25 protein-coding genes are annotated in these 24,488 nt (G+C 38.2%); 10 read left to right on the top strand and 15 right to left on the bottom strand.

Annotated features, from left to right (window positions below):
* Positions 1–14: 14 nt before the first annotated feature.
* The 5 genes from A6754_RS19390 to A6754_RS19410 all read right to left on the bottom strand — a co-directional run bounded on the left by A6754_RS19390 (position 15) and on the right by A6754_RS19410 (position 4,606).
* The gene (locus tag A6754_RS19390; RefSeq protein ID WP_066449807.1) at positions 15–1,388 is read right to left on the bottom strand and encodes a S1C family serine protease; all 1,374 of its coding nucleotides are present in this window, start codon (positions 1,386–1,388) and stop codon (positions 15–17) included.
* 169 nt (positions 1,389–1,557) lie between these two features.
* A complete protein-coding gene (locus A6754_RS19395; RefSeq protein WP_066449808.1) occupies positions 1,558–1,842 on the bottom strand; it encodes a spore coat protein in 285 nt (94 codons plus the stop codon).
* A gap of 42 nt (positions 1,843–1,884) precedes the next feature.
* The gene (locus A6754_RS19400; protein ID WP_066449810.1) at positions 1,885–2,088 is read right to left on the bottom strand and encodes a hypothetical protein; all 204 of its coding nucleotides are present in this window, start codon (positions 2,086–2,088) and stop codon (positions 1,885–1,887) included.
* Positions 2,089–2,502: 414 nt separating this feature from the next.
* Complete coding sequence (locus tag A6754_RS19405; RefSeq protein WP_066449812.1) at positions 2,503–3,942, bottom strand: HAMP domain-containing sensor histidine kinase; 1,440 nt, start codon at positions 3,940–3,942, stop codon at positions 2,503–2,505.
* Positions 3,923–4,606: a response regulator transcription factor gene (locus A6754_RS19410; RefSeq protein ID WP_066449814.1), complete on the bottom strand. Its 684-nt coding sequence runs from the start codon at positions 4,604–4,606 to the stop codon at positions 3,923–3,925. Before A6754_RS19410 ends, A6754_RS19405 begins: the two co-directional genes overlap by 20 nt.
* A gap of 178 nt (positions 4,607–4,784) precedes the next feature.
* On the opposite strand from A6754_RS19410, the gene A6754_RS19415 reads away from it, so the two are divergent.
* The gene (locus tag A6754_RS19415) at positions 4,785–5,717 is read left to right on the top strand and encodes an aldo/keto reductase (RefSeq protein WP_066449817.1); all 933 of its coding nucleotides are present in this window, start codon (positions 4,785–4,787) and stop codon (positions 5,715–5,717) included.
* A 695-nt stretch (positions 5,718–6,412) separates the two neighbouring features.
* On the opposite strand, the gene A6754_RS19420 is transcribed toward A6754_RS19415, so the two are convergent.
* The 5 genes from A6754_RS19420 to A6754_RS19440 form a co-directional block, all read right to left on the bottom strand.
* The gene (locus tag A6754_RS19420; protein WP_066449819.1) at positions 6,413–6,784 is read right to left on the bottom strand and encodes a hypothetical protein; all 372 of its coding nucleotides are present in this window, start codon (positions 6,782–6,784) and stop codon (positions 6,413–6,415) included.
* Between the two features lie 138 nt (positions 6,785–6,922).
* On the bottom strand, positions 6,923–7,687 hold the full coding sequence (locus tag A6754_RS19425) for a MerR family transcriptional regulator (RefSeq protein ID WP_066449822.1): 765 nt from the start codon (positions 7,685–7,687) through the stop codon (positions 6,923–6,925).
* A gap of 165 nt (positions 7,688–7,852) precedes the next feature.
* The gene (locus A6754_RS19430) at positions 7,853–8,044 is read right to left on the bottom strand and encodes a histidine kinase (protein ID WP_066449825.1); all 192 of its coding nucleotides are present in this window, start codon (positions 8,042–8,044) and stop codon (positions 7,853–7,855) included.
* Positions 8,045–8,077: 33 nt separating this feature from the next.
* Positions 8,078–9,244: a TraB/GumN family protein gene (locus A6754_RS19435; protein WP_066449829.1), complete on the bottom strand. Its 1,167-nt coding sequence runs from the start codon at positions 9,242–9,244 to the stop codon at positions 8,078–8,080.
* Between the two features lie 282 nt (positions 9,245–9,526).
* A complete protein-coding gene (locus A6754_RS19440; protein WP_066449832.1) occupies positions 9,527–10,504 on the bottom strand; it encodes a ring-cleaving dioxygenase in 978 nt (325 codons plus the stop codon).
* A gap of 520 nt (positions 10,505–11,024) precedes the next feature.
* Here A6754_RS19440 and A6754_RS19450 point away from each other — a divergent pair.
* The 4 genes from A6754_RS19450 to A6754_RS19465 all read left to right on the top strand — a co-directional run bounded on the left by A6754_RS19450 (position 11,025) and on the right by A6754_RS19465 (position 16,565).
* A complete protein-coding gene (locus A6754_RS19450) occupies positions 11,025–12,188 on the top strand; it encodes a GerAB/ArcD/ProY family transporter (RefSeq protein ID WP_066449836.1) in 1,164 nt (387 codons plus the stop codon).
* Positions 12,127–13,713, top strand: coding sequence for a spore germination protein (locus A6754_RS19455; RefSeq protein WP_066449840.1), 1,587 nt, complete (start codon positions 12,127–12,129; stop codon positions 13,711–13,713). Before A6754_RS19450 ends, A6754_RS19455 begins: the two co-directional genes overlap by 62 nt.
* On the top strand, positions 13,710–14,924 hold the full coding sequence (locus tag A6754_RS19460; RefSeq protein WP_066449843.1) for a Ger(x)C family spore germination protein: 1,215 nt from the start codon (positions 13,710–13,712) through the stop codon (positions 14,922–14,924). The genes A6754_RS19455 and A6754_RS19460 overlap by 4 nt, the downstream gene beginning before the upstream one ends.
* Before the next feature lie 99 nt (positions 14,925–15,023).
* Positions 15,024–16,565: a sensor domain-containing diguanylate cyclase gene (locus tag A6754_RS19465; protein ID WP_066449846.1), complete on the top strand. Its 1,542-nt coding sequence runs from the start codon at positions 15,024–15,026 to the stop codon at positions 16,563–16,565.
* A gap of 87 nt (positions 16,566–16,652) precedes the next feature.
* Here A6754_RS19465 and A6754_RS19470 read toward each other — a convergent pair whose 3' ends face one another.
* The 4 genes from A6754_RS19470 to A6754_RS19485 all read right to left on the bottom strand — a co-directional run bounded on the left by A6754_RS19470 (position 16,653) and on the right by A6754_RS19485 (position 19,622).
* On the bottom strand, positions 16,653–17,267 hold the full coding sequence (locus A6754_RS19470) for a lysophospholipid acyltransferase family protein (RefSeq protein ID WP_066449852.1): 615 nt from the start codon (positions 17,265–17,267) through the stop codon (positions 16,653–16,655).
* 176 nt (positions 17,268–17,443) lie between these two features.
* A complete protein-coding gene (locus tag A6754_RS19475) occupies positions 17,444–17,869 on the bottom strand; it encodes a hypothetical protein (RefSeq protein WP_066449854.1) in 426 nt (141 codons plus the stop codon).
* 54 nt (positions 17,870–17,923) lie between these two features.
* Complete coding sequence (locus tag A6754_RS19480) at positions 17,924–18,700, bottom strand: alpha/beta hydrolase (protein ID WP_066449857.1); 777 nt, start codon at positions 18,698–18,700, stop codon at positions 17,924–17,926.
* Positions 18,701–18,902: 202 nt separating this feature from the next.
* A complete protein-coding gene (locus A6754_RS19485) occupies positions 18,903–19,622 on the bottom strand; it encodes a YebC/PmpR family DNA-binding transcriptional regulator (protein ID WP_066449859.1) in 720 nt (239 codons plus the stop codon).
* A gap of 222 nt (positions 19,623–19,844) precedes the next feature.
* Here A6754_RS19485 and A6754_RS19490 point away from each other — a divergent pair, with 222 nt between their 5' ends.
* Positions 19,845–20,363, top strand: a complete 519-nt coding sequence (locus A6754_RS19490; protein WP_066449861.1) for a sigma-70 family RNA polymerase sigma factor — start codon at positions 19,845–19,847, stop codon at positions 20,361–20,363.
* Positions 20,356–21,627: a DUF4179 domain-containing protein gene (locus A6754_RS19495; RefSeq protein WP_066449863.1), complete on the top strand. Its 1,272-nt coding sequence runs from the start codon at positions 20,356–20,358 to the stop codon at positions 21,625–21,627. The genes A6754_RS19490 and A6754_RS19495 overlap by 8 nt, the downstream gene beginning before the upstream one ends.
* Positions 21,628–21,717: 90 nt before the next feature.
* On the opposite strand, the gene A6754_RS19500 is transcribed toward A6754_RS19495, so the two are convergent.
* Positions 21,718–21,954 carry a hypothetical protein gene (locus tag A6754_RS19500; protein WP_066449865.1) on the bottom strand — a complete coding sequence of 79 codons (237 nt, stop codon included), beginning with the start codon at positions 21,952–21,954 and terminating at the stop codon, positions 21,718–21,720.
* Between the two features lie 95 nt (positions 21,955–22,049).
* Between A6754_RS19500 and A6754_RS19505 the strand changes: the two genes are divergently transcribed.
* From A6754_RS19505 to A6754_RS19515, 3 genes are all read left to right on the top strand, one after another.
* Positions 22,050–22,955 carry an AEC family transporter gene (locus tag A6754_RS19505; protein ID WP_082851757.1) on the top strand — a complete coding sequence of 302 codons (906 nt, stop codon included), beginning with the start codon at positions 22,050–22,052 and terminating at the stop codon, positions 22,953–22,955.
* Between the two features lie 42 nt (positions 22,956–22,997).
* Positions 22,998–23,252, top strand: coding sequence for a protein YuzH (locus tag A6754_RS19510; protein WP_066449867.1), 255 nt, complete (start codon positions 22,998–23,000; stop codon positions 23,250–23,252).
* Positions 23,253–23,459: 207 nt separating this feature from the next.
* Positions 23,460–24,449, top strand: coding sequence for a DUF3231 family protein (locus A6754_RS19515; RefSeq protein WP_066449870.1), 990 nt, complete (start codon positions 23,460–23,462; stop codon positions 24,447–24,449).
* Positions 24,450–24,488 lie beyond the last annotated feature (39 nt).

Consider the following 24,488-nt stretch of genomic DNA (forward strand, 5'->3'; position numbering starts at 1 on the left):
CTCCTTTATATTCCTTATTCTGTTTCAAGCTGTTTGCTGGCAAGCGTTACTTTCACTTCTTTTAGTTCACCTTGTCTGTAATACTCAACTGTTACGTTATCGCCAATTTTAAAATCGGTATATAGTGCTTTCCGTAAATCATCTGGACCCGTAACCTTTGTTCCGCCAATGGACACAATAATATCCTCTGCCTGAAGTCCTGCTTTCGCTGCAGCAGATGATTCATCAACATTGGTAATAATAGCACCTGCTGTTACATTCTCTGGTACATCTCTTAAGTAGAATTGCGGAATCTCCTCTAATGCTGCAAGCCCAACACCTAAGTAAGGACGTTCGACCTGTCCGTCTTCAATCAATTGATTGATTAATGCCTCTACATCATTACTTGGAATTGCAAATCCAAGCCCTTCCACACCGCTTTCAGAAATCTTTAAGCTGTTAATGCCAACCAGTTCACCGGCAGAATTTATAAGGGCACCGCCGCTATTTCCCGGATTGATGGCTGCATCTGTTTGAATAACATCCAAGTCCCATTCTCCAGCTGATGTAGATACAGCAATAGAACGATCTACCGCACTAACAATCCCTTGTGTAACCGTTCTTGATAAATCAAGTCCAAGCGGATTTCCGATTGCTAACACTTGATCCCCAGCTCGAAGCTTTGATGAATCGCCAAATGGCAGAACTTCTGCTGAAATATCTCCTTTTATTTTAATAACAGCTATATCTGTTAATGGATCTGTGCCTACTAATTCTGCAGATAGCTTTTCTCCATCATGAAGGGTGACCTCCACTTTGCTGGCATTTTCAATGACATGATTATTCGTAACAATATATGCTTCATCATCTGTCATTTTAAAAATTACTCCAGAACCGGAACCGCTCTCTGCTTCTTCACCAGATACCGCTCTTCCAAAAGGATCAACCTGCTGCTGATCCTGATAGTTTACGATTCCCACTATAGCCTTGGATGCTTGTTCGATGGTGTCTGCTAAATTCCCAGTCGCTGCCGAATTTACTTTTTGAACATTAACATCCGATACTGCAGTTTCAGTTTGACTAACTGCTGCAGGTGTATCATCCTGGGCTGATTCTACAAAAGGCAGGGCAGTTAAAGTTAGTGCTGAGCCAACAACTCCGGCAGCAATGGTTTTCATAAATCCTCCCCACTTGCCGGATTTTTTTGTTTCTTTTACAGTAGCGCGGCTTCCCTCACTGCTTGCTGCTTGAAAAGGCTTTTCATGTACAGTCTCACTTTGAGCATTTTCCTCTCTGTCATTTTCCTGTTGAACGTTAAATGATGTGTCATATTTATTTTCGTTTTGACTCTCAGTTGTATTGTTTTGATCTGAAAATGGATTGTTTTTATTTTCGTTTTGGTGTTCCATAATCTATTCATCCTTCCATATCTAAATGGTTTTTGTTATATAAGCTGTTCCTTACATTTCATACTTTACACACGTTATGTGTCAGGAATATGTCAGGGGAAAATAAATCTGTGAAAATGAAAAAACCTTTCATCTATTATGCTGATGAAAGGTTTACCGATAGATATTATCAATTTGGGTGCAGGTTGTTTTGCATAAGTTCTTGTACTTTTACAACTTGTTCCTGTGCAGCAAGTTCTGTTTCATACCAGCCTTTTTGCTCTAAGTAACTGAAGATTTTATATTGATTTGTACTGGCATGTTCAAAGCATTGGTTATAAATATCACGAAGTTCATCATGAGCTGATTCTAATAAACTGCGTCCGCTTCCAGTGCATCTCGCTTTTTCAAGCTCCAGACAAAGCTGAAGAATCTCTCGCTCTGTCAAACTTCTCTCATCCATATTGTTAGGCATTTGGGATTTGCAGCTCCTATCTTTTAATGACTTTAATTGCAATTACTGCATCATTTTTGTTCTGTTAAAATATTGAGAAAGATTCGCGACATTAAGCTGATGACTTTCTGCAATTGTCTCCAGCATCTGCTGCACTTGCGGATCCTCACATTGGGTGGCACACCAGTTAAGTGTTTTGGCAGTTATCGCTTCTGCTCTGATTTCATCTTCTATTAAAGCAAGCTCCTTCATCGTTAGCTGATGCATGGCTTTCACCTCATATGTATTTAATATCCTTATTAGTATGGATGAGGGAATTTACTTTATACCAACATCTGCTATCATTTTCCTTCTAAAAGATAAGGCTGGGACAAAAAAACAAATACATATCTCTAAAATACGAATATTCATTATCTTGGTTTGGGTTTTTAAACAAGTCCGTTCCACCTGCGCTGCGGACCCTCGCTTTCCGAGGGGAGGAAGGAGAGCCTCCTCGGCGCGCCTGCGGGGTCTCACCTTTTCCTCTATTTCCCTCCGGAGCCTGAGGGTCCTCCGCTCCATTTCACTCATATTAGTAAGATAAATTCTAAAATAAATAAAAATCCGGATGATTAGAAATAGTCACTTCCTAATCACCCGGTTCTATGACAATGGTAAATTTATATGTCCCAGCCACCACTATTATTGACCTTCATTTAAAACAGTATATTGGGGCAAGGTAATCGTAAAGGTTGTACCGGCAGCTGAGCTTTCAGTTAACTCCAAGTCTCCTCCAAGTGCATTGGCAATCATTTTGCTGAAGGGCAGGCCAAGTCCCAACCCCCGCACTTTATATTTCTTTCCTTCGCCTCTGTAAAATCGTTCAAAAATCAGTTTCTGTTCTTCTAGGGGTATTCCAGAACCAGTATCTTGTATCTGAATATGAACGTTGAACTGATCTTTTTTAACAGTAACATGAATTTGGCCGTGATCCTCAATGGCCTGACGCGCATTATTGAGCAAATTTGTTAATACTTGCTGCAATCGGATTTTATCAATACTTACCACTGCATCCTCTGATAGATACTCTCTTGTTAAGGTTACTCTCTGGTCTTCTTGAACAATTTCCCAGTCATGCGTAAATTCCCGGATCAATTCATTTATATGGTATTCTTCTTTGGCTACAGGAATGGAGTTTGCCGCAAAAGTATTAAAAGCAAGCAAATCCTCCACCATCTTTTTCATTTTAGCTGTTTCTTTTAATGATAATGTTAAAAATTCCTTAGCATCTTCACCGGTAACCACATCATCATTAATCGCCTGAAGGAGACCGCTTATAGATGTAACAGGTGTTTTAAGTTCATGTGTCACTCCAGCAAGCAGTTCTGTTCTGAGAGATTCGAGCTTTTGCAGCCTTGCGGACATTTCCTGGAAAGAATGCACGAGCTCATACACTTCCTGCTCATTGATATTGCTTGGGAGATGGATATTGTAATCTCCCTCTTTTACCTGCTTCGCGGCAAAAGCAACATCCTTGATCGGATTAGAAAGCCGCCGCGATAAAAAGTAGATGGCCGCCCATCCAAGGAGCGCTAAACTGATAATCATTACCCCAAGCAGCGTATATTCCTGATCTACCTCGGTGAGATTATCTTCCAGCTCAATAAACACCACCCATCCGTAAGAAATCGCTTCTGACTGAATCGGCGTTTTGACAATGTAAAAATCTTCACCGCTGTCAGTTAACTGCAGTTTCTGCACCTGTTCTTCATTCGTTAAAATGGCACCCGGAAACCTTGCAAATATACGGTCATTAGAGCGATTGCTCGTTAGTATCCTTCCATTGACATCCACAATGTACATATATGGGTCTTTTTCCAGATCCATATATCTTCCTCGTTCAGACAGCAGGCCAGGAACATCTCCATTTTGCATTGGCCGACCTTCACTAATATCTATAAATCGGTCTGCCACTTCTTCAGACATGAGTGTCATAATTTTCAAGCGGTTTTCCAATGTGGTATGCCGAATCCAAACGGCTGAGATGATCGCTATCACAATAAGACCGATGCATAAAGTAATTAAATATCTTGTAGTCCAGTACCGGAGCAGCGAAACCCTTTTATGATTTTTTGTAAACACTGAGCTGATACCCCAATCCGCGTAATGTTTTAATCTCTCCTTCATCCTCTGGCCAGAATTGCAGCCCCTTTCGAAGACGTTTAATTGCCAAATCTACTGCACGATCACTTCCATCATATTCCCATCCCCAAACATGCTCAATCAGCTGATCTCTTGTGAACGTTTGGTTAGGATGTTCTGCAAGAAAAAGCAGTAAAGACAAATCGCGGGGAGTTAGTTCCACGATTTGATCCTTAACCTTTACTTGATGAGCTTTCATATCGATATGGAGGCAGCCGAATTGCTTAATGTCCGTATCGTCTGTCTGCGCTCGTCTTAATACGGCATTGATTCTTGCAATTACTTCATCTGCTATAAATGGTTTTGCAATATAGTCATCAGCTCCGCCATTCAGTCCATCCAATTTATAATTCACATCTCCAAGTGCTGTCAGCATAATGACAGGACAGCTGCTGATTTTGCGGATTTCTTTTAAAATCGTCCAGCCATCTTTTCCAGGAAGCATTACATCTAAAAGGACTAATGAAGGGTTATGTTCTTCAAATTTCCTAATGGCTTCATTGCCTTCAAAAGATTGTACAGCTGTATAGCCTGCTTTCTGTACATATACTTTCAGTACTTGGCTTATCGCTAATTCATCTTCTACAATTAGTATCGTCTTCACTGCTCATCCCCCGCAAAACATTGTACTAGTTTGTGTATATGATACCCCTTCTTTTTTACCTTCGTCTACCTGAGTTTACCCTTTGATCATGTCAGCAGGATGTCAGGCATGATAGTTTCATTTCTTTTCATCTTTTGATAGCATAAAATTATCCAGAAAATGAAGGAGAGTGGAAGGTTTGACGAATAAAGTTCAGATTGGCAAAACTGGTTTATATGTAAATCCAATTGGCCTTGGTACAAATGCTGTTGGCGGCCATAACCTGTATCCAAATTTAAATGAAGATACTGGGAAAGAATTAGTCCGCACTGCTTTGAAAAATGATATTAATTTCTTGGATACTGCTTATATCTATGGACCAGAGCGTTCTGAAGAATTGATTGGGGAAGTTTTAAAAGAAACTGGACTTCGTTCCGAAACCATTATTGCTACAAAAGGCGCACATAAATTTGTAGGAGAAAACACGGTTTTTGATAACTCTCCAGCTTTTTTAAAGCAGTCTGTAGAAGATAGTTTGAAACGCCTGCAAACAGATTATATTGACCTCTACTATATTCATTTTCCTGATGAAAGCACGCCAAAGGAAGAAGCTGTCGGCATGCTGAAGGACTTGAAGGATCAAGGTAAAATTAAAGCAATTGGGGTTTCTAATTTTTCCATGGATCAGTTAAAGGAAGCTAACAAATACGGTTATGTAGATGTGTATCAAGGTGAGTATAGTTTATTGGCTCGAGACGCAGAGAAAGAGCTGCTTCCATATGCTTTAGAGCACAATATTTCATTTGTTCCTTACTTCCCGCTGGCATCCGGCTTGCTCGCAGGTAAATATACAAAGGATACAGCCTTTAACGACTTGCGTGCAAACTCTCCACATTTCCAGCCAGGAGTTTTTGAGCATAATTTAGAAAAAGTTGAAGAATTAAAGAAAATCGCAGCGGGGAAAGATGTGGAAGTGGCCCATCTTGTTCTGGCATGGTACCTTGCACAGCCGGCAATTGATGTTCTTATTCCTGGAGCTAAGAGAGCTGAACAGGCAATAGACAATTTAAAAACATTAGAAGTCTCTTTAACAGCAGAAGAAATCAAGAACATCAGCAGCATTTTTAACTAAATAAAAATCTCCATGAAAAATGCCTGAAACCCTCTAAGTATGGGTTTTAGGCATTTTTTGAGTGATTCCCTCGACTTAGTCTCCAAGCGGATTTCGGGAGGTACTTTCTCTTTGTAATTCCCGAAACTTTGTCTCCTAGCGGATTTCGGGAATTACTTTCCCTTTGCATTTCTCGAAACTTTGTCTCCTAGCGGATTTCGGGAGGTATTTTCCCTTTGCATTTCCCGAAACTTTGTCTCCTAGCGGATTTCGGGAATTATTTTCCCTTTGCATTTCCCGAAACTTTGTCTCCTAGCGGATTTCGGGAGGTACTTTCCCTTTGCATTTCCCGAAACTTTATCTCCAAGCGGATTTCGGGAATTACTTTCCCTTTGCATTTCCCGAAACTTTATCTCCAAGCGGATTTCGGGAATTACTTTCCCTTTGTAATTCCCGAAACTTTGTCTCCTAGCGGATTTCGGGAATCACTTTCCCTTTGTAATTCCTGAAACTTTGTCTCCTAGCGGATTTCGGGAATCACTTTCCCTTTGTAATTCCCGAAACTTTGTCTCCTAGCGGATTTCGAGAATCACTTTCCCTTTGCATTTCCCGAAACTTTGTCTCCTAGCGGATTTCGGGAATCACTTTCCCTTTGCATTTCCCGAAACTACTTCGGCATCCCGATTTCAGACATCAGTTTCCCTCTTTCTTACACATTATATAGATTGCTTTACATAAATAGCTTGAGTCTTTTTAACAGTTTTACAGTCTTGCAAATCTTCGTTTGTTAAAAGTCCCAGCTCAATCGCTGATTTTATTTTAGCTTCGTCCGGGCTTTTTACAATGAGATTATTCAAATTAAGGCCTTCTAACTTTTCTACGGTCGATTCCTGCTCATATTTTTCAGCCGTTCTTATTTGCCGCTGCAGTTTGAAATCATGTACAACAAGCTCACCCTTTTGTCCTTCTCCGACTGTATGATCAAAATAACTGTTAAAGGAAGTCTTCAAATCAGCCAGCTCGTCATCCAGCTCTTTTTTCCGCTTGATTAGCTCTGTATAACGGACAAGCATTTCTCTCGTTATCATTGTTCTCCTCCATTTCAAAAAAGAATACTACATTGTATTTTTGAAATGGAGACTATATTCATCATGTTATGAACATAGCAAAAGTATAAATTTCTACAATAAAAAACGACCGGGATTTCACCGGTCGCTAACTCATCTCTACTGCTGTTTTGCTGTATAAATCAATATTGCATCACGCAGGAAAACCGCGGTTCCCTTCTTCTGTTTATCATAATAGGCTGTAAACCTTTTATCATCCACATACATTTGCGCAAGATTGGCATGGGCATCTTTATTGTATTCCTTCCAATGAAAGCATAGCCACTTCTTATGAAGGTCTGCTGCCTGCTGAGCTATTTCTGAAGAAGGGTCTCCTGTTTCAATTGCCTCAGCCAGCAGTGTAAACATTTTTTGTTCCAGCGCCTGTAATTGTTCATAATTCTTTTCAGACATGTTTATTAACTTGCGATTGGACTCATCAATCGCAGCATCTCCATACTTCTCACGAATTTCTGCACCATATTTTTTCTCATTATCATCGACTAGTTTCTTTTTAAAGCCTTCAAATTTCTCTTGATCAGACATGGTCATTCTCCCTTCTGCAGACAGAATTGTCGCATTCACATTTTTTATTAATTGATCAAGCTGTCTTTGTTTTTCCAGGAGCTTTTCACGGTGTTCCTTTAGTGCAGCAACTGAATCAAAGTCTGGACTAGATACAATCTCTTTGATTTCCTCAAGACTGACACCAAGCTCACGATAAAAAAGAATCTGCTGAAGTGCATCTACCTCTTTTTCACCATAAATCCGGTATCCAGATGAATTGATTCTAGCCGGCTTTAGAAGTCCAATTTCATCGTAATACCTTAAGGTTCTTGTACTTACTCCAGCTAATGCTCCCAGTTTTTGCACTGTATATTCCATGTAATCACTCCTATACAAAGTTCAGCTTAGAAGGCGCCTTTGAAACCCTGCCTTCTATCAAAAATGTTACACGTTTCCGCTGCGTAAAGGTCAACCGTATTTTTCACATTTTTATATTCTATTATAAAAAACTCCCTAAACCAAAGCGGTCTAAGGAGGAATTTCTTACTTTCTTTGATCCCGATGATCAAGGAAAAACAGTGTATAGGATATAAGCCCAGACAACAATGAAGCACCAATGGCGATCAAAAATCGAATGCCAAGTTCAATATCCGAAAAATCCTTATCGAGCATCCACAAGGCGGCAATTGCTACAAGGATCATGATGGCAATCACAGCCGGCAGCTTTTTTTTCAAGATAAATAACTTCCTTTCAAGGCAATGGTAAGATTAAAAGTTTTGAAAGAATAAACGTATAACATCAGCTCCGCCAATGAATGTGCCTAATGAACTTCCCAGATTCGCCAGCACGACAATAAGCAAAATGCGTGTCACTTTATTTCTCCAAAAGCCTTTAAACGTAAATACATCTTCTGTCAATTTCTCAAAATCACTTACATTTGGTTTAACTAAAAATGCTTGTGCTATACCTGCAAACCAGCCTGCTGCAAGCAGCGGATTTAACGAAGTAATAGGTGCTGCAATGAATGCCGTTAATATAGTTAGCGGATGGCCCAGAGCTAACGCAGCTCCCAGTGCAGATAAACCGCCATTCCATAATACCCAGCTAAGTGTTTGCTGAAGTCCTGCATCTGGATTAGCAATAAACGTATAAGCTATAATCGCCAGGATAAGGATTGGAATACTCCAGCCAATTATTTTTGGTGCCTTTGATTTTGGCGGCAGTGCCGTCAATTTTTTCAAATCATGTTTTTTATGTATTTCTTTTGTTATTCCTGGTACGTGGGCAGCCCCAAGTACAGCTACAATTTTTTCACCTGGTGCATTTCTGATTTTTTCAGCGAGATACTGATCACGTTCATCAATAAGCGGCACCTTTAATTGCGGAAAGGAATCTGTAAATTCATCTAAAATCGCATTAATGGTATCCTGCTTTTTCATTTTTTCAAGCTCTTCTTCTGTAATACTTTCATCACTGAAAATACTGGCGATCACTTGAGATAAGAGGAGCGACTTTCCTTTTAACCCTAATCCTCCCCAGATACGCGAGAAAGTAATCTGGATATTCCGGTCCGCCAACACTAGTTTTGCATCTACATCTTTCGCTGATTCAATTCCTTGAATCATTTCTTGACCAGGTTTTATATCAAACTGCTTGGCCATTCGGTTTTGAAAAGAGGATATAGCTAAGTTCATCAGCAGCAAGGTTGCTTTTTTTTCTTTAATGACCTTGAAAATATCCATCTCTTTCCATTTGTTACCTTCCATAACAGACTGATAACGGCCTGCATCAAGTTCAACACAGACTGAGTCTGGTCTTTCTTGTTCAATGACCTCTTTTACCTGTTCAGCACTATTTTTTGAAATATGAGCGGTGCCAATTAGTATGTATTCTTTTCCATCTAAATGCAGCCTCGTAATATTCTCCTCAGACATAAATACCTTCCTTTTTAACCTATCACAGTTACTTATAGGTTTATTCACAAGACGTTTATAGTTTTTCTTAACTTTTCTTTTAAACTGTTAAAAAATCCATACTATAAGAGTACAAAATGTACGTGATATAAACAACTACTTTATTCCCACGTATACTCATTTTACATTATTTTAAAGAGAAGTACTTGAAATCGGTATATAGCCGAGAGAATAACTGACTGTCAGGTATATACAAAAAGAACCGGCAGCGCATTGCTAAACCGGCTCTCAGCTGAGAAGTGTTTATTCCTTCGTAAATGCCTGTGTGCTTCTTACTGTATCAATTGGACGTACCAGCTTTTCAATTTCTTCCCGCTTATGCTCTAAAAATGGCGGTAATGATAATTTCTCACCAAGTGTTTCATAAGGTTCATCTCCCATGAAACCAGGTCCATCTGTAGCAAATTCAAAAAGAATCTGAGGTGCCAGCCTTGAGTAAAGTGATTCAAAGAAAAAGCGATCAACGTGGCCTGAAGTACCAAAACCAAATTGTCGAAGTCTTTCATCCCAATAGTCGATAGCACTGCGATCCTCAACACGGAAAGCGGCATGGTGTACCGTGCCATACCCTTGGCGTCCCTGCGGCAATACTGAGTTATGTTCAGCAATGACTCTAGCGCCATTTCCGCCTTCTCCAGCTTCAAACAAGTATAGGTCTCCTTCGCGGGCAACCTCTTTGAACTGAAGGACTTTGTTCATCATCTCTTTAAAATAGTCAATATTAGCAATGCGAACAGTAATGGGGCCTAAACCTGTGATCGCAAACTGTGTTGGTATCGGTCCTTTTTCCCAAGGTGATCCTGGGGCAACACCAGTAAGATTTTCATCTGAAACAAGTGCATATTGCTGATCATCAAAGTCTGTAAAAGAAAGTGTTTTAACGCCAAATTCTTCTGTTATTCCACTATGTGCGACATTCAAACGATCAAAACGTTTTACCCAATAGTCAAGAGCAGCATCGCTCGGAACACGGAAGGCTGTTTTATAAATTTCATTTGTTCCATGAGTACCCTTCGGAATACCCGGAAAATCAAAAAATGTCATATCAGTACCTGGACTGCCTAGATCATCTGCAAAAAAGAGGTGATATGTTTGAATATCATCCTGATTGACCGTTTTCTTCACAAGACGCATTCCTAATGTATAAGTGAAAAATTGATAGTTTTTTTCTGCACTGCTTGTAATCGCAGTTACGTGATGGATACCTTTTAAAGGATGCATTATAATATACCTCCATTTTAAATATCTTTAATTAATTTATTTTTAATTCGAGATAAATATAACATTGAACTCTTCTCCTTGTCAAATATGTAACATTTACAAATTCATTAAATAACTTCCTGTTTTTTTACATAGTTCCCCTCCCTTTATGCAAAACTACTTACAATCACAAATAATGTAATTGGAGTCCTTTATATGATCACTCGTGCAACCTTTTTATTTTTTATACTTACCCTAATTCTCATTGTTTCTTTAGATTTTCCTATTAAAAACTTTGATTATAAAAAGGTGATGGGTGATCTGTTCGATTTTAGCAAAAACCCAGGAAATATGTATCTTGTGGGAATTGTGGGCTTTGCATTGATTTATAGCTTCATTACCGATCTGAGATTAAAAAGGAGTTCATCTCATTCCAATGGTAAAAAGAACAACAATAAGAATTCATCTACTTAAATATAGGATAGATGAAGGTTCGCTTGCTTAAATATACTATTTTCACATAAAGGGATGAACGTGTTTTATGAATAACTCCGGTGAGAAAATTTCCATTTTTGAATTTATGTTATTAATTGTACTATTTGAAATTGGTACTGCCATTGTCGTTATACGAGGTGCAGATGCAAGACAAAACGCTTGGCTGGCAGTGAGCATTGCGATGGTGTTTGGATTTTTGCTGTTTGCTATGTACTTTAAATCTTTCTTATGGAAAGAAGGAAGTTTATATGAAATTTTAATCGCATGCTTCGGAAATAAATTAGGGAAGGTCTTCTCTTCGGTTTATACCGTCTATTTTATCTATTTAGCAAGCCGCGGACTGCGTGATTTCACTGAAATGCTTGTATCAGTGGTTTTGCCTCAAACACCAATTGAATTCTCTTCAATCCTGTTTATGGCTGTTTCTGCTTATACTCTATACTTAGGATTTGAGGTTTTCTCAAGGACAACTGTTATTTTTGCACCATATATTTTTGTACTACTAGGTGCAGTTACGCTCTTTTTATGGGTGAACAAGAGCATTGATTTAACAAATTTGCAGCCTATTCTTGCAGATGGAATAATGCCTATTTTAAAAGCAGTTTTCCCTGATCTTTTAACCTTTCCCTTTGGTGAACTGATTGTGTTTACAATCATCCTGCCTCAGGTGGTGAATGTTAAAAATAGCTTTCGTCTTATTCTTCTGGCGATATACAGTTCAGGATTGATTATCACGCTTACTATTATTTTAAATGTAAGTGTTTTGAGCGAGTCCGGTTACTTACGCGCCAACTTCCCCTTACTTAGTTCAGCAAGGGAAATATCGATTGCAAATTTTCTGGAAAGAATTGATGCCTTTGTTGTTTTTATTATTATGTTGGGCGTATTTGTAAAAGTGTCTATTTTTTTATTTTGTGCACTAAAAGGGCTAGAAGCAATTTACGAGCAGCCTTATCGTTATTTCGCTTTTCCAATTGGCATGCTTGCTGCTGCGTTTTCTGTTCTTATTGCATTTAGCTTGAATGAGCATTTAAAAGAAGGTTTAGAAATAGTTCCCTATTATCTAAGCATTCCGCTGCAGATAGGATTGCCGATGCTAGTATTTTCCATTCTTTTTTACAAATCTAAACGTGGGGAGGGAGCAGAACATGAAAAAAACAATAAAAACCTTCAAAAAAATCGGAACAAAGGAAACGAGGCAAGCAGCTGAAGAAATAACGGTTGAAGAAAAAGACGATCTTCCCGATTCACTGGAAGAGCATATTAACGAATTAAAATCACTCCTGCACCATACAAGTGATCTTTTAATAGATGATATTTATGTTGGCAGTCTAAAAGCTAAATTATGTTATATTGAGTCTATTTGTGATTCTAGTCATATTTACGAAAAAATTCAGCACCCTTTAAACACGATCCCAACTGTAACAGATAAAAATTTACGACTCGATAGTAAACGCGAACTGATTCGACTCTTTTCAAGTGCACAGCTTCAATTTTCAGATAACTTGAAGGAAGCCGGAAAAAAACTGGTTGATGGGTTTGCCTTAATCATCTTAAAGGATTCAGAGCCATATTGTTTTATACAGGTAAAAGGCGCTGAAACAAGAAGCATTACAGAGCCAACAACGCAAACAACGATTAGAGGTCCTAAAGATGGTTTTGTTGAAGATCTTTCAACAAACTTGAGTCTAATAAGAAGCAGAATCAAGAACCCAAACTTATGTTTCCAAAAATATATAATTGGTGAAGATACAAGTACTTCTGTCACAATCGGCTATATGGGTAATATTGTAAATGATAAAATATTAGAAGAGGTTAAGACACGGCTTGAAGAGATTAAGACGTTTGCCATCTTTGAATCAGCGAATATTGAGGAAATGATAGCTGATAAGACCTTCACTCCCTTTCCACTTATTTATAATTCGGAGAGACCGGATTCTGTTGCGGCTCATATCGTCTCAGGAAAAATTGCTGTATTAGTGGATGGAACACCTTTTGTACTTACGGCACCTGCCACATTTAATGATTTTTTCAGCATATCAGAGGATTACTATCAGCCTTTCTTTATGGCATCCTTTTTGCGGATCATCCGTTATTTTTCCTTTGTCATTTCACTGCTGCTTCCATCCCTTTATGTAGCCATAATTACCTATCACCATGAAATGATCCCAACCACACTCATCACCAAAATATTTTCCCAGCGAGAAGGAATTCCTTTTCCAGCTGTTATTGAGGCGCTTGCTATGGAGATTACATTTGAAATCTTGCGAGAGGCTGGGGTTCGTATGCCACGCGCTGTCGGGCAAACCGTTTCCATTGTTGGCGGACTTGTTATTGGTCAATCTGCAGTTGAGGCAGGCATCGTCTCTAACTTCATGGTTATTATTGTAGCGTTAACAGCGATTGCAAGTTTTGTTTCACCTGTTTACAATTTAGCGATTTCAACTCGGATGCTGCGCTTTTTGTTTATTCTGCTTGGCGGGATGATCGGCTTTTATGGGATTATATTAGCTCTCATTATAATGGTTGCCCATTTAAATAGTTTAAGATCGTTTGGGGTACCTTATTTAACTCCAGTTACACCATTTATTGCCTCTGACCAGCAGGATACCTTTGTTCGTCTTCCCTATTTTATGATGTTTTCACGACCAAAATATTTAAAAACAAAAAAGGAAACAAAGCAATTCAATGATAATTCTCCAACACCTCCAGTAAATAAGGAGGGACAACAATGAGAAAATGGATATTTCTCTTGTTTTACTTGGGTGGAACTATACTGCTTACCGGCTGCTGGGATCTGAGAGAAGTCAATCAAGTTTCCATTGTCTCTGGATTGGCTCTTGACCAAGGCGAAGAATCAAAGTATCGATTAACAATTGAATTATTTAATCCTACTGAATTAACCCCTCAGACGAGTTCTGGGAACACTGCTAGTATTGTCTTTGGCATTAATGGGGATTCCATTGGGGAAATGATGCTTAGACTAAATGAGATATTTTCCAGGAAGCCGATTTTTTCACATATGAAAACCATGTTTATTAGCGAAGAGCTTGCCAAAACTGGAATTGCCGAATTATTAGATCCAATGGACCGCAACAGAGAAATACGAAATGATTTTAATATCATGGTTGTAGAAGCACCTCATAAGGCAGCAGACGCATTAAAAATTACGTATCCTCTGCAAAAGGTTTCAACACTAAAAATAAATACGCAAGCGAACAATTTTTTTGAGGATTGGGGTGGAGATCCTGATGTCCGGTTAAAGGATATTATTGATTCAATGGTATCTGAAGGACGAGAGCCTATTACAGCAATGGTAGAAATTGTTGGTGACCCAAAAGAAGGTTCAAAAATAGAAAATATACATTCTACTCACCCTAATACTTATATTAAAATCAGCGGGATAGCTCTTTTTAAAGGTGACGCGATGATTGGCAAGATGCCCATCTCAGCAACTAGAGATTATTTGATCACACAAAATAAACTAAGACAAACTTCTTTGTCCATAAACTGTAAGGATGACCAGACTGTTGATATTCAGCTAAAGGACATTAACGTTGGTACAAATGTTTCTGTGAAAAATAACGAGCCTACCTATCATATTTCGATAAGTGGAGAAGGTAATATAAATGGGGTTCAATGCTCTGAACAACTGAATTTATCTGCAACAACTGAGAAATTTGAAACAAAAGCTGAAGACTTTATTGAAGGAGAACTCCTCCATACAATAAACGAAGTCCAAAATGATTATGGTGCAGATATATTCGGCTTTGGAGAACTCCTTTATAAATCTCTGCCAAAACAATTCAAACAGAAGCAGACAAATTGGAACGAAACTTTCGTTAATGCAAAGTTTGAAGTGAATTCTACTATTAAGATTCGCAGATCTGGCTTAAGAAATGAATCATATATTTCAGAAATTAATGACCAAGAAGTAGAACAATAATTTTTTTCAGTTACCATTGAACACTTCTAAAGAGAAGGGTATACTCAACTTTAATATTAATATGAAGAAAGTAGAATTGGTTAACATATGAAATTGAGTATGAAGTTTCTAATTTTAACATTGCTCAGCTTTACAATGATTGGCACCTTCGTTGGAAGTATAGCATCTAGCATTATCAGCAGCAGCAATCACTTAAAAGAAAATTACTTAGCTGAGAATCAATATTATGCTGAAAAATTGGCTGCTACAGCCAATCTGCTGTTTAAAGATATGTTTAAAAGCCTTGAAGTCGCAGCCAATAATACTTCCTTTAAAACCGCTAATGCTAGTGAAGCAAGCTTGGATTTAAATAACCTCTTGCAATCAACTTCTTACTTTAATTCAACATGGCTTGTTGATGCTAATGGCAAAATTGTGGCCACAGCGCCAGATATTAATTTTGAAGGCAGGAAACTGAGCAGTCCAGGTGCTATAGAAGCTTTAGAGAAAAAGATGCCATTAGTCAGTGAACCCTATATAGGAGCTACTGGCAGGTTCATGATTCTGGTTTCTGTGCCAGTTATAGATCAATCAGGTTTATATGCCGGCTATCTTGGAGGGACGATTTATCTTGAGGAATATAATAGCTTAAAAACGGTTCTTGGCCAGCATCCTCTCACTGGAAATAAATCTTATGTATATGTCGTTGATTCAAATGGGACGATTATTTATCATCCCAATAAACATTTTGTGAATAGGAATGTCCAGTCAAACGTTTATGTTCAGGAAGTCATGAAGGGAAAAACGGGAAGTCTTCAAGGGGAAAATTCAGAAGGTATTGATATGCTGGCTGGATATGCTCCTACAGCTGCTTCAATTGGCTGGGGGATTATCTCGCAAACGCCAGTCAATACATTAATGGAACCTACAATCGATCTGGTTAAAAAGTCTATACTCAACATGATTCCATTTATGATTTTCATTCTAATTTTTTCAATTATTTTTCTGACTAGAATCGTCCATCCTATTCGTGACTTAGCTCTATATGCACAAAATATAAGCCGCAATAAACCTAAACAAATAAAAAAAATACCAGCATGGTATTTTGAAGCTCGCGAACTCAAAAGAGCCATATTAGTAACTGTTGAACATTATCAAGAGCGACTAATTGAAGCTGAAAGCGAGTCAAAACGGGATCAGCTCACTGGGTTATACAATAGGCGGGCATTAGATAAAATGATTGAAGACATCAATCAATATTCTCTCATTTTATTTGATATCGATTATTTTAAAAGTGTGAATGACCAGTATGGCCATTTAATGGGGGATCAAGTTCTTCGTTATACGGCCGAAACCATTATGGCAGAAACGAAAAATACTGATTTTTGCTTCCGCTGGGGCGGCGAGGAGTTCCTTATTCTCCTCCCGGAAACAAAACAGGAAGAAGCCTATTTTATATCAGAACGAATTAGAGAAACATTCGCTCGCACTTTAAGCCCGATAGATAAGCCAATCACCATTTCGGCAGGTGTCGGAACACTGTATGAAACGTCTGATTACTTCTCCGAGCTGCTGCATTTGACGGATCAGGCATTATATGAGGCAAAGCATTCTGGCCGCAATACAACAATAAAAGCAAAAAATATACCTAAACTTAAATAAGTGAACAGCCGTGATTCAATCACTAAGTTCTGTTCTCCGTACGCCCGCCGCTTGGCGGGCAATTTTTATAATCATGTAAGTTTCCGTTCATCCTGGCAATTGTTTTTTCAAACTGGCTTTTACCTCATCTTCAAGACCTTTCATTTTCAGCTCAAGCCGGTGAATACCTTCATCAATGGCATTATCTTTCTTGGCTGTCCCGCTAAATATCAGCGGTTCTCCGAAAGTAATAATCGCTTTCCTGCCTTTTAGAAGCTGTGAAAAGTTGGTTGGCCCTTCATAGTGTGCTGGCAAGATCGGGGCTTTTGCTTTTACTGCAATGGTTACCGCACCTCTTTTCAAGGGTACATCCTCACTTGTTCTGGTGCCGCTTGGAAAAATCCCTACACATTGCTGTGCTCTCAGCAGCTTTAAAGGAGTCTTTATCGTACTGGGACCAGGGTTTTCTCGATTAACAGGAAAGGCATGGATGGAACGCAGGAACTTATTCTTCCATCTACCCTCAAATAACTCTTTTTTTGCCATAAAATGTACTGGTGTGGGATATAAAGCTATGGCCAATATAATCACGTCTACCCAGCCTATATGTGTGCATGTAACGATAAAGCCGGTGTTCTTTGGAATATGATGGTTCCCTTTTACTTTAACAACCTTAAAGATTCTTAAAAAGATATAAATAATAGTGCTGATAAATTTATACATCTCCCACACCTCTTATCACTAGATTATAGTACCTAGTCATAATTATATAATGGATGAGTTTGTCTCGGCAATTTTTTTATTTCCTAGACTAAGATGGAATGTATTTCTTTAGGGAGTTGATTATAATTTTGAAAAACAGGAGAACAGTTCCCTGCTCTCCTCCTGATCTTCAGCATCTATTTGAGGTTGAATAGTTCCAAGGGCGGTTGTTGATCATTTTTGCAGGTAAAGAAGTGTGGATTGTTTTCATCGTCGAAGACAAGGATATGCGATGATTGTTCATTTGGAATAATGATGATGAGTTCATCGATATAACCATTCAGCCATTGGTTATTAACAGAAACACTTGGTTGTAACGGGATTTTCACCATATAGCCTGTTTTCGGCAGTGGATCAAGCTTTTTGTAAACACCTGTGATTTGCTTAATCATCTTTTCAGCCTGTTTTTGAATCTTTGCATTTGGTGTAATAGTACTTGTGACTTCCCTTTTATCAACATTATAGATTTCTACATTCTTAGCTGGTGATGCAGCATTCGTATTTATAGGTATTGCTATCGCGAATAAAATGCAAAGCAGAACTGCCACTGTTTGTTTCTTCATATTATCACCTCATTCTTACGATGCCCTATTATAGTGATGATATGAATGGTCCAATTATAATAAAAATCTTAGCCCTCTGCTGAATGCTGCTGGAACATTAGACATATGATTTTCGCCTGCTCCTGCAAAAAACTCTGTCTCGAGATTAATCTTGGGGTTGAGGCTTTGTCTTTCGTACATCGCTTTTGAATCTTCAAAAATATCCCCTGCCATTTCCTCAGTGCCTGCGGTGATAAATAATTTTGTTGGGCTTTTAAGTTCAATATTGGTGGTAAATGCTGTTTCTAAATTCAAGATGCTTTTCTGATCCCACCAAATGGATGGGCTGCTGACAAAATAGTTCTGAAAGCTGTTTGGCTTTTGGAACATTGTATATAACGCAAATAAGCCCCCGAGTGAATGACCATAAAGTGTTTGTTTTCGTACATCAATTGGATATTTCCGCTGAATTTCCTTCTGTATTTTTTCAGTAAGAAGTGATAAAAACTGTGCTGCTTTTCCGCTCTCTGGCCATGGGTTTCCATCTGGTCTAGATGGAATGTTCTTTTCCTCAACAGGTGTTGTCAGATCAGCAAGCCTTCTTGGATGAAATCGCTCCTCCCCAGGGTATCCGATGCCTACAAGGATCAGAGGCGATATACCCGTTTTTTCAGGCTGGAACAATTGCAGTTGGGCTATTTCTGTGAACATTGTAAAAAATGCATTGGCATCAAGAATATACATAACCGGAAAACCTTCTGCTGGAACTGGTGTATTTGGTATAGAGACCATGATCTGATAATCTTGTTCCTCTGCTGCCCATTCCCACTTTTCTATTTTGTTTGAACTCATATGTATAACACTCCCCCATTAATAATGATTGCAAAAAAACAAAAGATAATGATAATCATTATCAATTAAAATATACCTTATTTTTCTACGTATAACAACCGTAATTTAAGAATGGGTACACAAAAATTTAAATATTGCCTGTACACTTCTATATTAATGCAAAAAAACAGGCAGACCCAAATGGGTCTGCCTGCAGGATAAATTAGTCTTCTAGATCTACATTATGATAAACACGCTGCACATCCTCTAAATCTTCGAGGGCATCGATTAACTTTTCGAACTGAGCTTTTGCCTCTTCATCAAGTTCAACATCCGTTTGCGCCAGCATCGTTTGCTCTGCAACAGTAAATTCAGTAATGCCAGTATTTTTTAAAGCTTGCTGTACGGAATGGAATTGATCTGGTTCAGCATAAATAATAACGGAATCATCTTCTTCGATGATGTCACGCACATCCAGGTCTTCTTCCATTAAAATCTCTAAAATGTCATCAGCCGTTTTGCCTTCTAATCCAATGACGGCTGTAGCATCAAACATATAGGAAACAGATCCGCTCACACCCATATTTCCGCCGTTTTTGCCAAAGGCAGCGCGAACATTGGATGCTGTTCTATTCACGTTATTTGTCAAAGCATCCACTATGATCATAGAACCGTTAGGACCAAATCCTTCATAACGCAATTCATCATAGCTCTCATCTGAGCTTCCCTTAGCCTTTTCAATTGCACGATCAATAATATTTCGAGGCACATTGTATGTTTTAGCACGCTCAAGTACGAACTTCAATGCTTGGTTTGACTCAGGATCAGGCTCCCCTTGTCTTGCCACAACATAGATTTCAAGTGCAAATTTCGAATAAACCCGGCTCGTATTTGCATCCTTTGAAGCCTTTTTTTCCTTAATATTGTTCCATTTACGGCCCATATTTCCCACTCTCTTTCAGCTTTTAACTCTATAATAAATGAATGTATATGCTTGCATATACCGAATATGAACTATTCAAACCATATTATAGCGCAAACCTTTAGGCAAAAAAAGCATATGGCACTTAATTACATTTATACTGTATTTATATCATTATTTAAGTAAATCTTTTTAAGTCTTTTTAACCTGCCTTGATGTCTAATATATAAAGGGGGGATTTTCTTGGAGATAGCAGATTTATTAAAAAAAGCCAAAAAAGGCGATGACCATGCTTTTTATCTTTTAATTAAAATACATAGGGATCGGCTTTTGAAGGTAGCCATTTCATATTTAAAGAATGAAGGAGAAGCGCTCGAAGCACTTCAAGAGGTTACATTCAGAGCTTATAAATCCATAAAGAAAGTAAAAAAGCCAGAATACTTCTCAACTTGGATCACTCGAATCATGCTTAATTATTGCCACGATCAAGCAAAACATAGAAAAAGAATGACCGTAACAGACTTGTTTGAAGAATATAACAGCAAAGAAGACTATGAGCAAAAAATAGTGATAGAAGATGCCTTATCAAAAATTGATGACCGTTCCCGTGAAGTCATTATCTTAAAGTATTATCATGATCTCAAAATTAAAGAGATTGCGGATATCCTTGGCAGTCCTGAAAGTACCATAAAAACCTGGCTATATAAAGGGATGAAATCACTGCGAAAAGAATTGGAAGAAGGGAGCGGTATTCATGTTTGAAAGAGAAGAAAAAGAACTGGCACAATCAAGAAACAAAATTGAAAAGATTATGGTTTCTGAAGAATTAGCAGATCAAGCCATATTAAAAGGAATTCAGAAAGCAAAAGCTATGCAATTAAAGAAAAACAAAACAAGACCTTTCAGCTTGCTGCTGTCGGCTTCCCTTATTTTCTTGTCGTTTTTCCTTACTATTCATACCTCAGACTCAGCTGCAAAATTTTTTGCCAATATACCTGGTTTAGAACAGGTCATAAGTAAGATTCGAAATGATACTGGCCTTTTGGCGGCTGCTGAAAACAATTATATTCAAAAAATAGGAATGACCAAGGAACATACAAGTGGAAGTGTAACCATTGATTCTATTATTCATGACGAGAAATCTATCATTGTATTTTTTACAGGTGGAAATTCAGATGCTGTTCTGAGCATATCTTTGCTTGATGACCAGCAGCAGCTATTAGATGCAGAATATAAATTTGAACAAACGGAAGCATTAGACATATCCGATACATTAGAGTCTCGTACCTTAACTTTAACGGATCCTCAAGATACTATGCCGGATGAGATAAATATTCGTGTAGAGGTTAATACAGATAAAATCGAGTATCTTACATTTCCGGTAACATTGGATAAAGAAAAGGCTGCAAAAAAGAAGGAATTTGAACTAAATGAAACAGTCACAGTTGCTGGGCAGCAACTTACCTTTACTTCAATTGAGATTTATCCAACCATGACAGCTGTTCATGTAAAATACCCTGAAGAAAACAGCATGGAGATTTTTGGATTTAATGACCTGCAATTAATTGATGAGCACGGAAATGTATGGAGTCAATACCCTTCAGAGCCTGCTGCCAACACCCGTACTAAAAATGAAGAAGTTGTAATCCTAGAAAGCAGTTATTTTACAGAGTCGGAAAAACTATATCTGCAATTTACCTCTTTAAGAGCTTTAGATAAAAAGGAAACATCCGTAGTCATAGATGCCGATAAAGAGCAATTTATAAAAACACCTAGTGATGGTCTGTTATCAGATGTGTATATAATAAAGGATGATCTATACATACGCTTGGATACAAACTCATTTGAAAATCTGATCTTTCCTTTAGAAGAGGTTATGGGCAGTAAAGGCGGAGGTTATGGAATCGCTAAAGATGCAGACCATATGCGCTACAGCCTTCCCTACAATGGGTCACAGCTAATCCATTTGAATTTAGTTGATTATCCGGCTGACATTGAAAGGAAGACAAAAATAGAAATCAAATGACGTTTAGCAGCAATAATTCAGGCTTTTTTATAAGAAAATATGACCGCTGTATAGAGCATTTGGGTTAATTTCTCTCCTGACTCGCCATTTTTAGTATGGATCAGGAGAGTTTTTTCGATTTCTTATCAAGTTGTGGCTAATTCCTTTCGAATTTTTTGCTTTACTATCAAAATTTACCGTTTTCCTATCAAATTTCTTCGTTTTCCTATCAAAATTTGAGCTTTTCCCATCAAAACTTTTCAATTTCCCATCAAACTCAAGCTCTTTCCTATTAATTCCCATTGCCAGCGTTGCAATAGTACCAGAGCCACGCCATCTTCCATTCACATTCTATAACCAATCACCACACTAAAGGGGTTCCGAATTTATTTTATTTTGATATACTGTTTTTTATAAACTTCAATTATGGGGATGAACATGTTTTGAATTTACTTATGATTATGCTGCCAGTTTTGCTGATTTTTGCTACTGGCTTTTTAGCACAGAAAAAGTTCGGCTTTGATATAAAGTCTATTTCAAGAATGGCTCTTTATATTATGTCACCGGCTCTCGCCTTCCGAACGTTTTATGCAAATGAAATTACGATTGATTATTATTATATTTTACTGTTTAGTTTTGGGCTCAACATCATTCTCGCGCTGATCGTGGGAGCTGTCAGTTATTTTACCAAGGCAACCCGGCAGCAAATGTCCGCCATGATGCTTGGCGGTATTTTTATGAATCAGGGGAACTATGGTGCACCAATTGTTCTTTTTGCTTTTGGAGCTGCTGGCTTTGATTATGCGGTCATCATGATGGTCTTTCAATCTTTCTTAATGAATACAGTTGGATTATTTTTCGCTTCTCTTGGCGGAGAAGAAGGTGCCAGTATTCAAGAATCTTTACGAAGAATGGTAAGAATGCCAGTATTGCACGGTGCCATTTTAGGTGTAGTTCTCCAACTGACCGGAGTGAGTATTCCTGTTAATTTCATGGATGCAATCAGTTTAGTTGCAGACGCCTCCATTCCTACTGTCATGCTGATATTGGGAATGCAGCTTGCCGTTATTTCAAGAAAAAGAGTGGCATATCGTTTCGTTTCGATTGTTACGGTTATTCGCATGGTAATTTCACCTGTTATCGCCATTATTGCAGTCCATTTTATGCCGATTCCAGATTTACTGAAGCATGTTTTCATTATACAGGCTGCCATGCCATCTGCTGCAAATACAACCATGCTGGCAGTACAGTTTAACACAGAACCTGATCTTGTATCTTTCACGACCTTTATAACGACTATTTTGAGCATTATATCCATTCCGCTTATTCTAATTTACATTGGGGTATAGACCTTTAAACCGCTTTAGAAATTTTGAAAGGTTGTTACCCTCATGAAAATACTCAGCCATTCTTATCGAAAAAGAGGCGGAATTGAATTTGTTTTTGCAGAGTTTCCAAATTCCAAGGCCCTTCTTGTGCCAATTAAAAAATATTATTTCGTTAAATCTGTGCGCTGGAGTGCTGAGGATCCTCCAGTTACCAGACAAGACTTAGAAAAGATGGAGTTAGCCGTTAACGATTTGATGGGGACAATTGATTCTTATAAGCAAAGGATACATCCTGATTCCTATTTGAAGAAATACTAAAGCTACTTGCCAAATGGCAAGCCTGAAAGACAAAAACTTAATCGGACTAATACTTTTTGAAGTAGCTAAAAGGACAGAGGCGATTTGTGAATCGTTCGCTCTGTCTTTTTTTATACATTTATCCTCCTCAACTGTCTTCCATTTTTATTCATAAGTTTTTATTAGTAGCAAATACTACTTATGCAATGAATATAAGGAGGTAAGCATATGGAAGACACTTCAAAGCTGACCGCTAGCGAGCTCTCAGTTCTAAACGGTACATTTATGGCAGAATCGTTATCGGTTTGTGTATTAACGTATTTTTTACAGCATGTACAGAATCCTGTCATAAAATCTTATATCCAGACAGGCCTTGAAATATCTCAATCAAATTACGATGTTATACGGAAATTAATGGTTTCAGAAGAAATTCCCGTTCCTGATGGTTTCACAGAAAACGACGTAAATATTCATGCAGAACGCTTGTATACCGATGAATTCATCCTTCATTATGCGATGAATATTGGACTGATGGGGGTGAATGCCTTTAGTTCAGCTCTTCCCAATGCTGCTCGAAAAGATATCCGTAATTTTTATGCTTCATGCCTTCAATCAAGTACAAACTATTTTAATCAGGGAATTGATATTGCACAGGAGATGGGCAATTATATTTGGGCACCATATATCCCATATCCAACTGAGGTGGAATACATTCATTCCAAGAAGTTTTTAGGAGGATGGTTTGGAGAACAAAGACCACTGACATCAGTTGAAATTTCCCATTTGTTTACAAACTTATACCGGAATATGCTTGGTTCTGTTTTGCTTATGGGATTCTCTCAAACCGCCAAAATTCCTGAAGTAAAAAAGTTTTTAAAAAGAGGTACAGAATTAGCGAAGCATCATTGTGATGTGTTCTCCGAATTCCTAAAGGAGAGCGATCTGTTTCCGCCAGCAAATTCAACTATACATGCTACCGCTTCAACTGACCCTGTCTTTTCGGACAAGCTCGTTATGTTTCATACAAAAGCATTGTACTCTGCTGGCATCGGCTTTTATGGAGCAAGTATTGGAACAAGCGCAAGAAGAGATCTAATCACAGCGTACACACGACTCATTACTGAGGTCGGTGATTATTCAAAGGATGGTGTGAATATCTCCATTGAAAAAAACTGGATTGAAAAGCCTCCATCTGCTCCAGATCGTAAAAAACTTTAAAATGAAACTACGACCAAGCGGGAATCGTTTATTCCCGCT

The sequence above is a fragment of the Cytobacillus gottheilii genome (assembly GCF_001636345.1).
Classification (GTDB): domain Bacteria; phylum Bacillota; class Bacilli; order Bacillales; family Cytobacillaceae; genus Cytobacillus; species Cytobacillus gottheilii.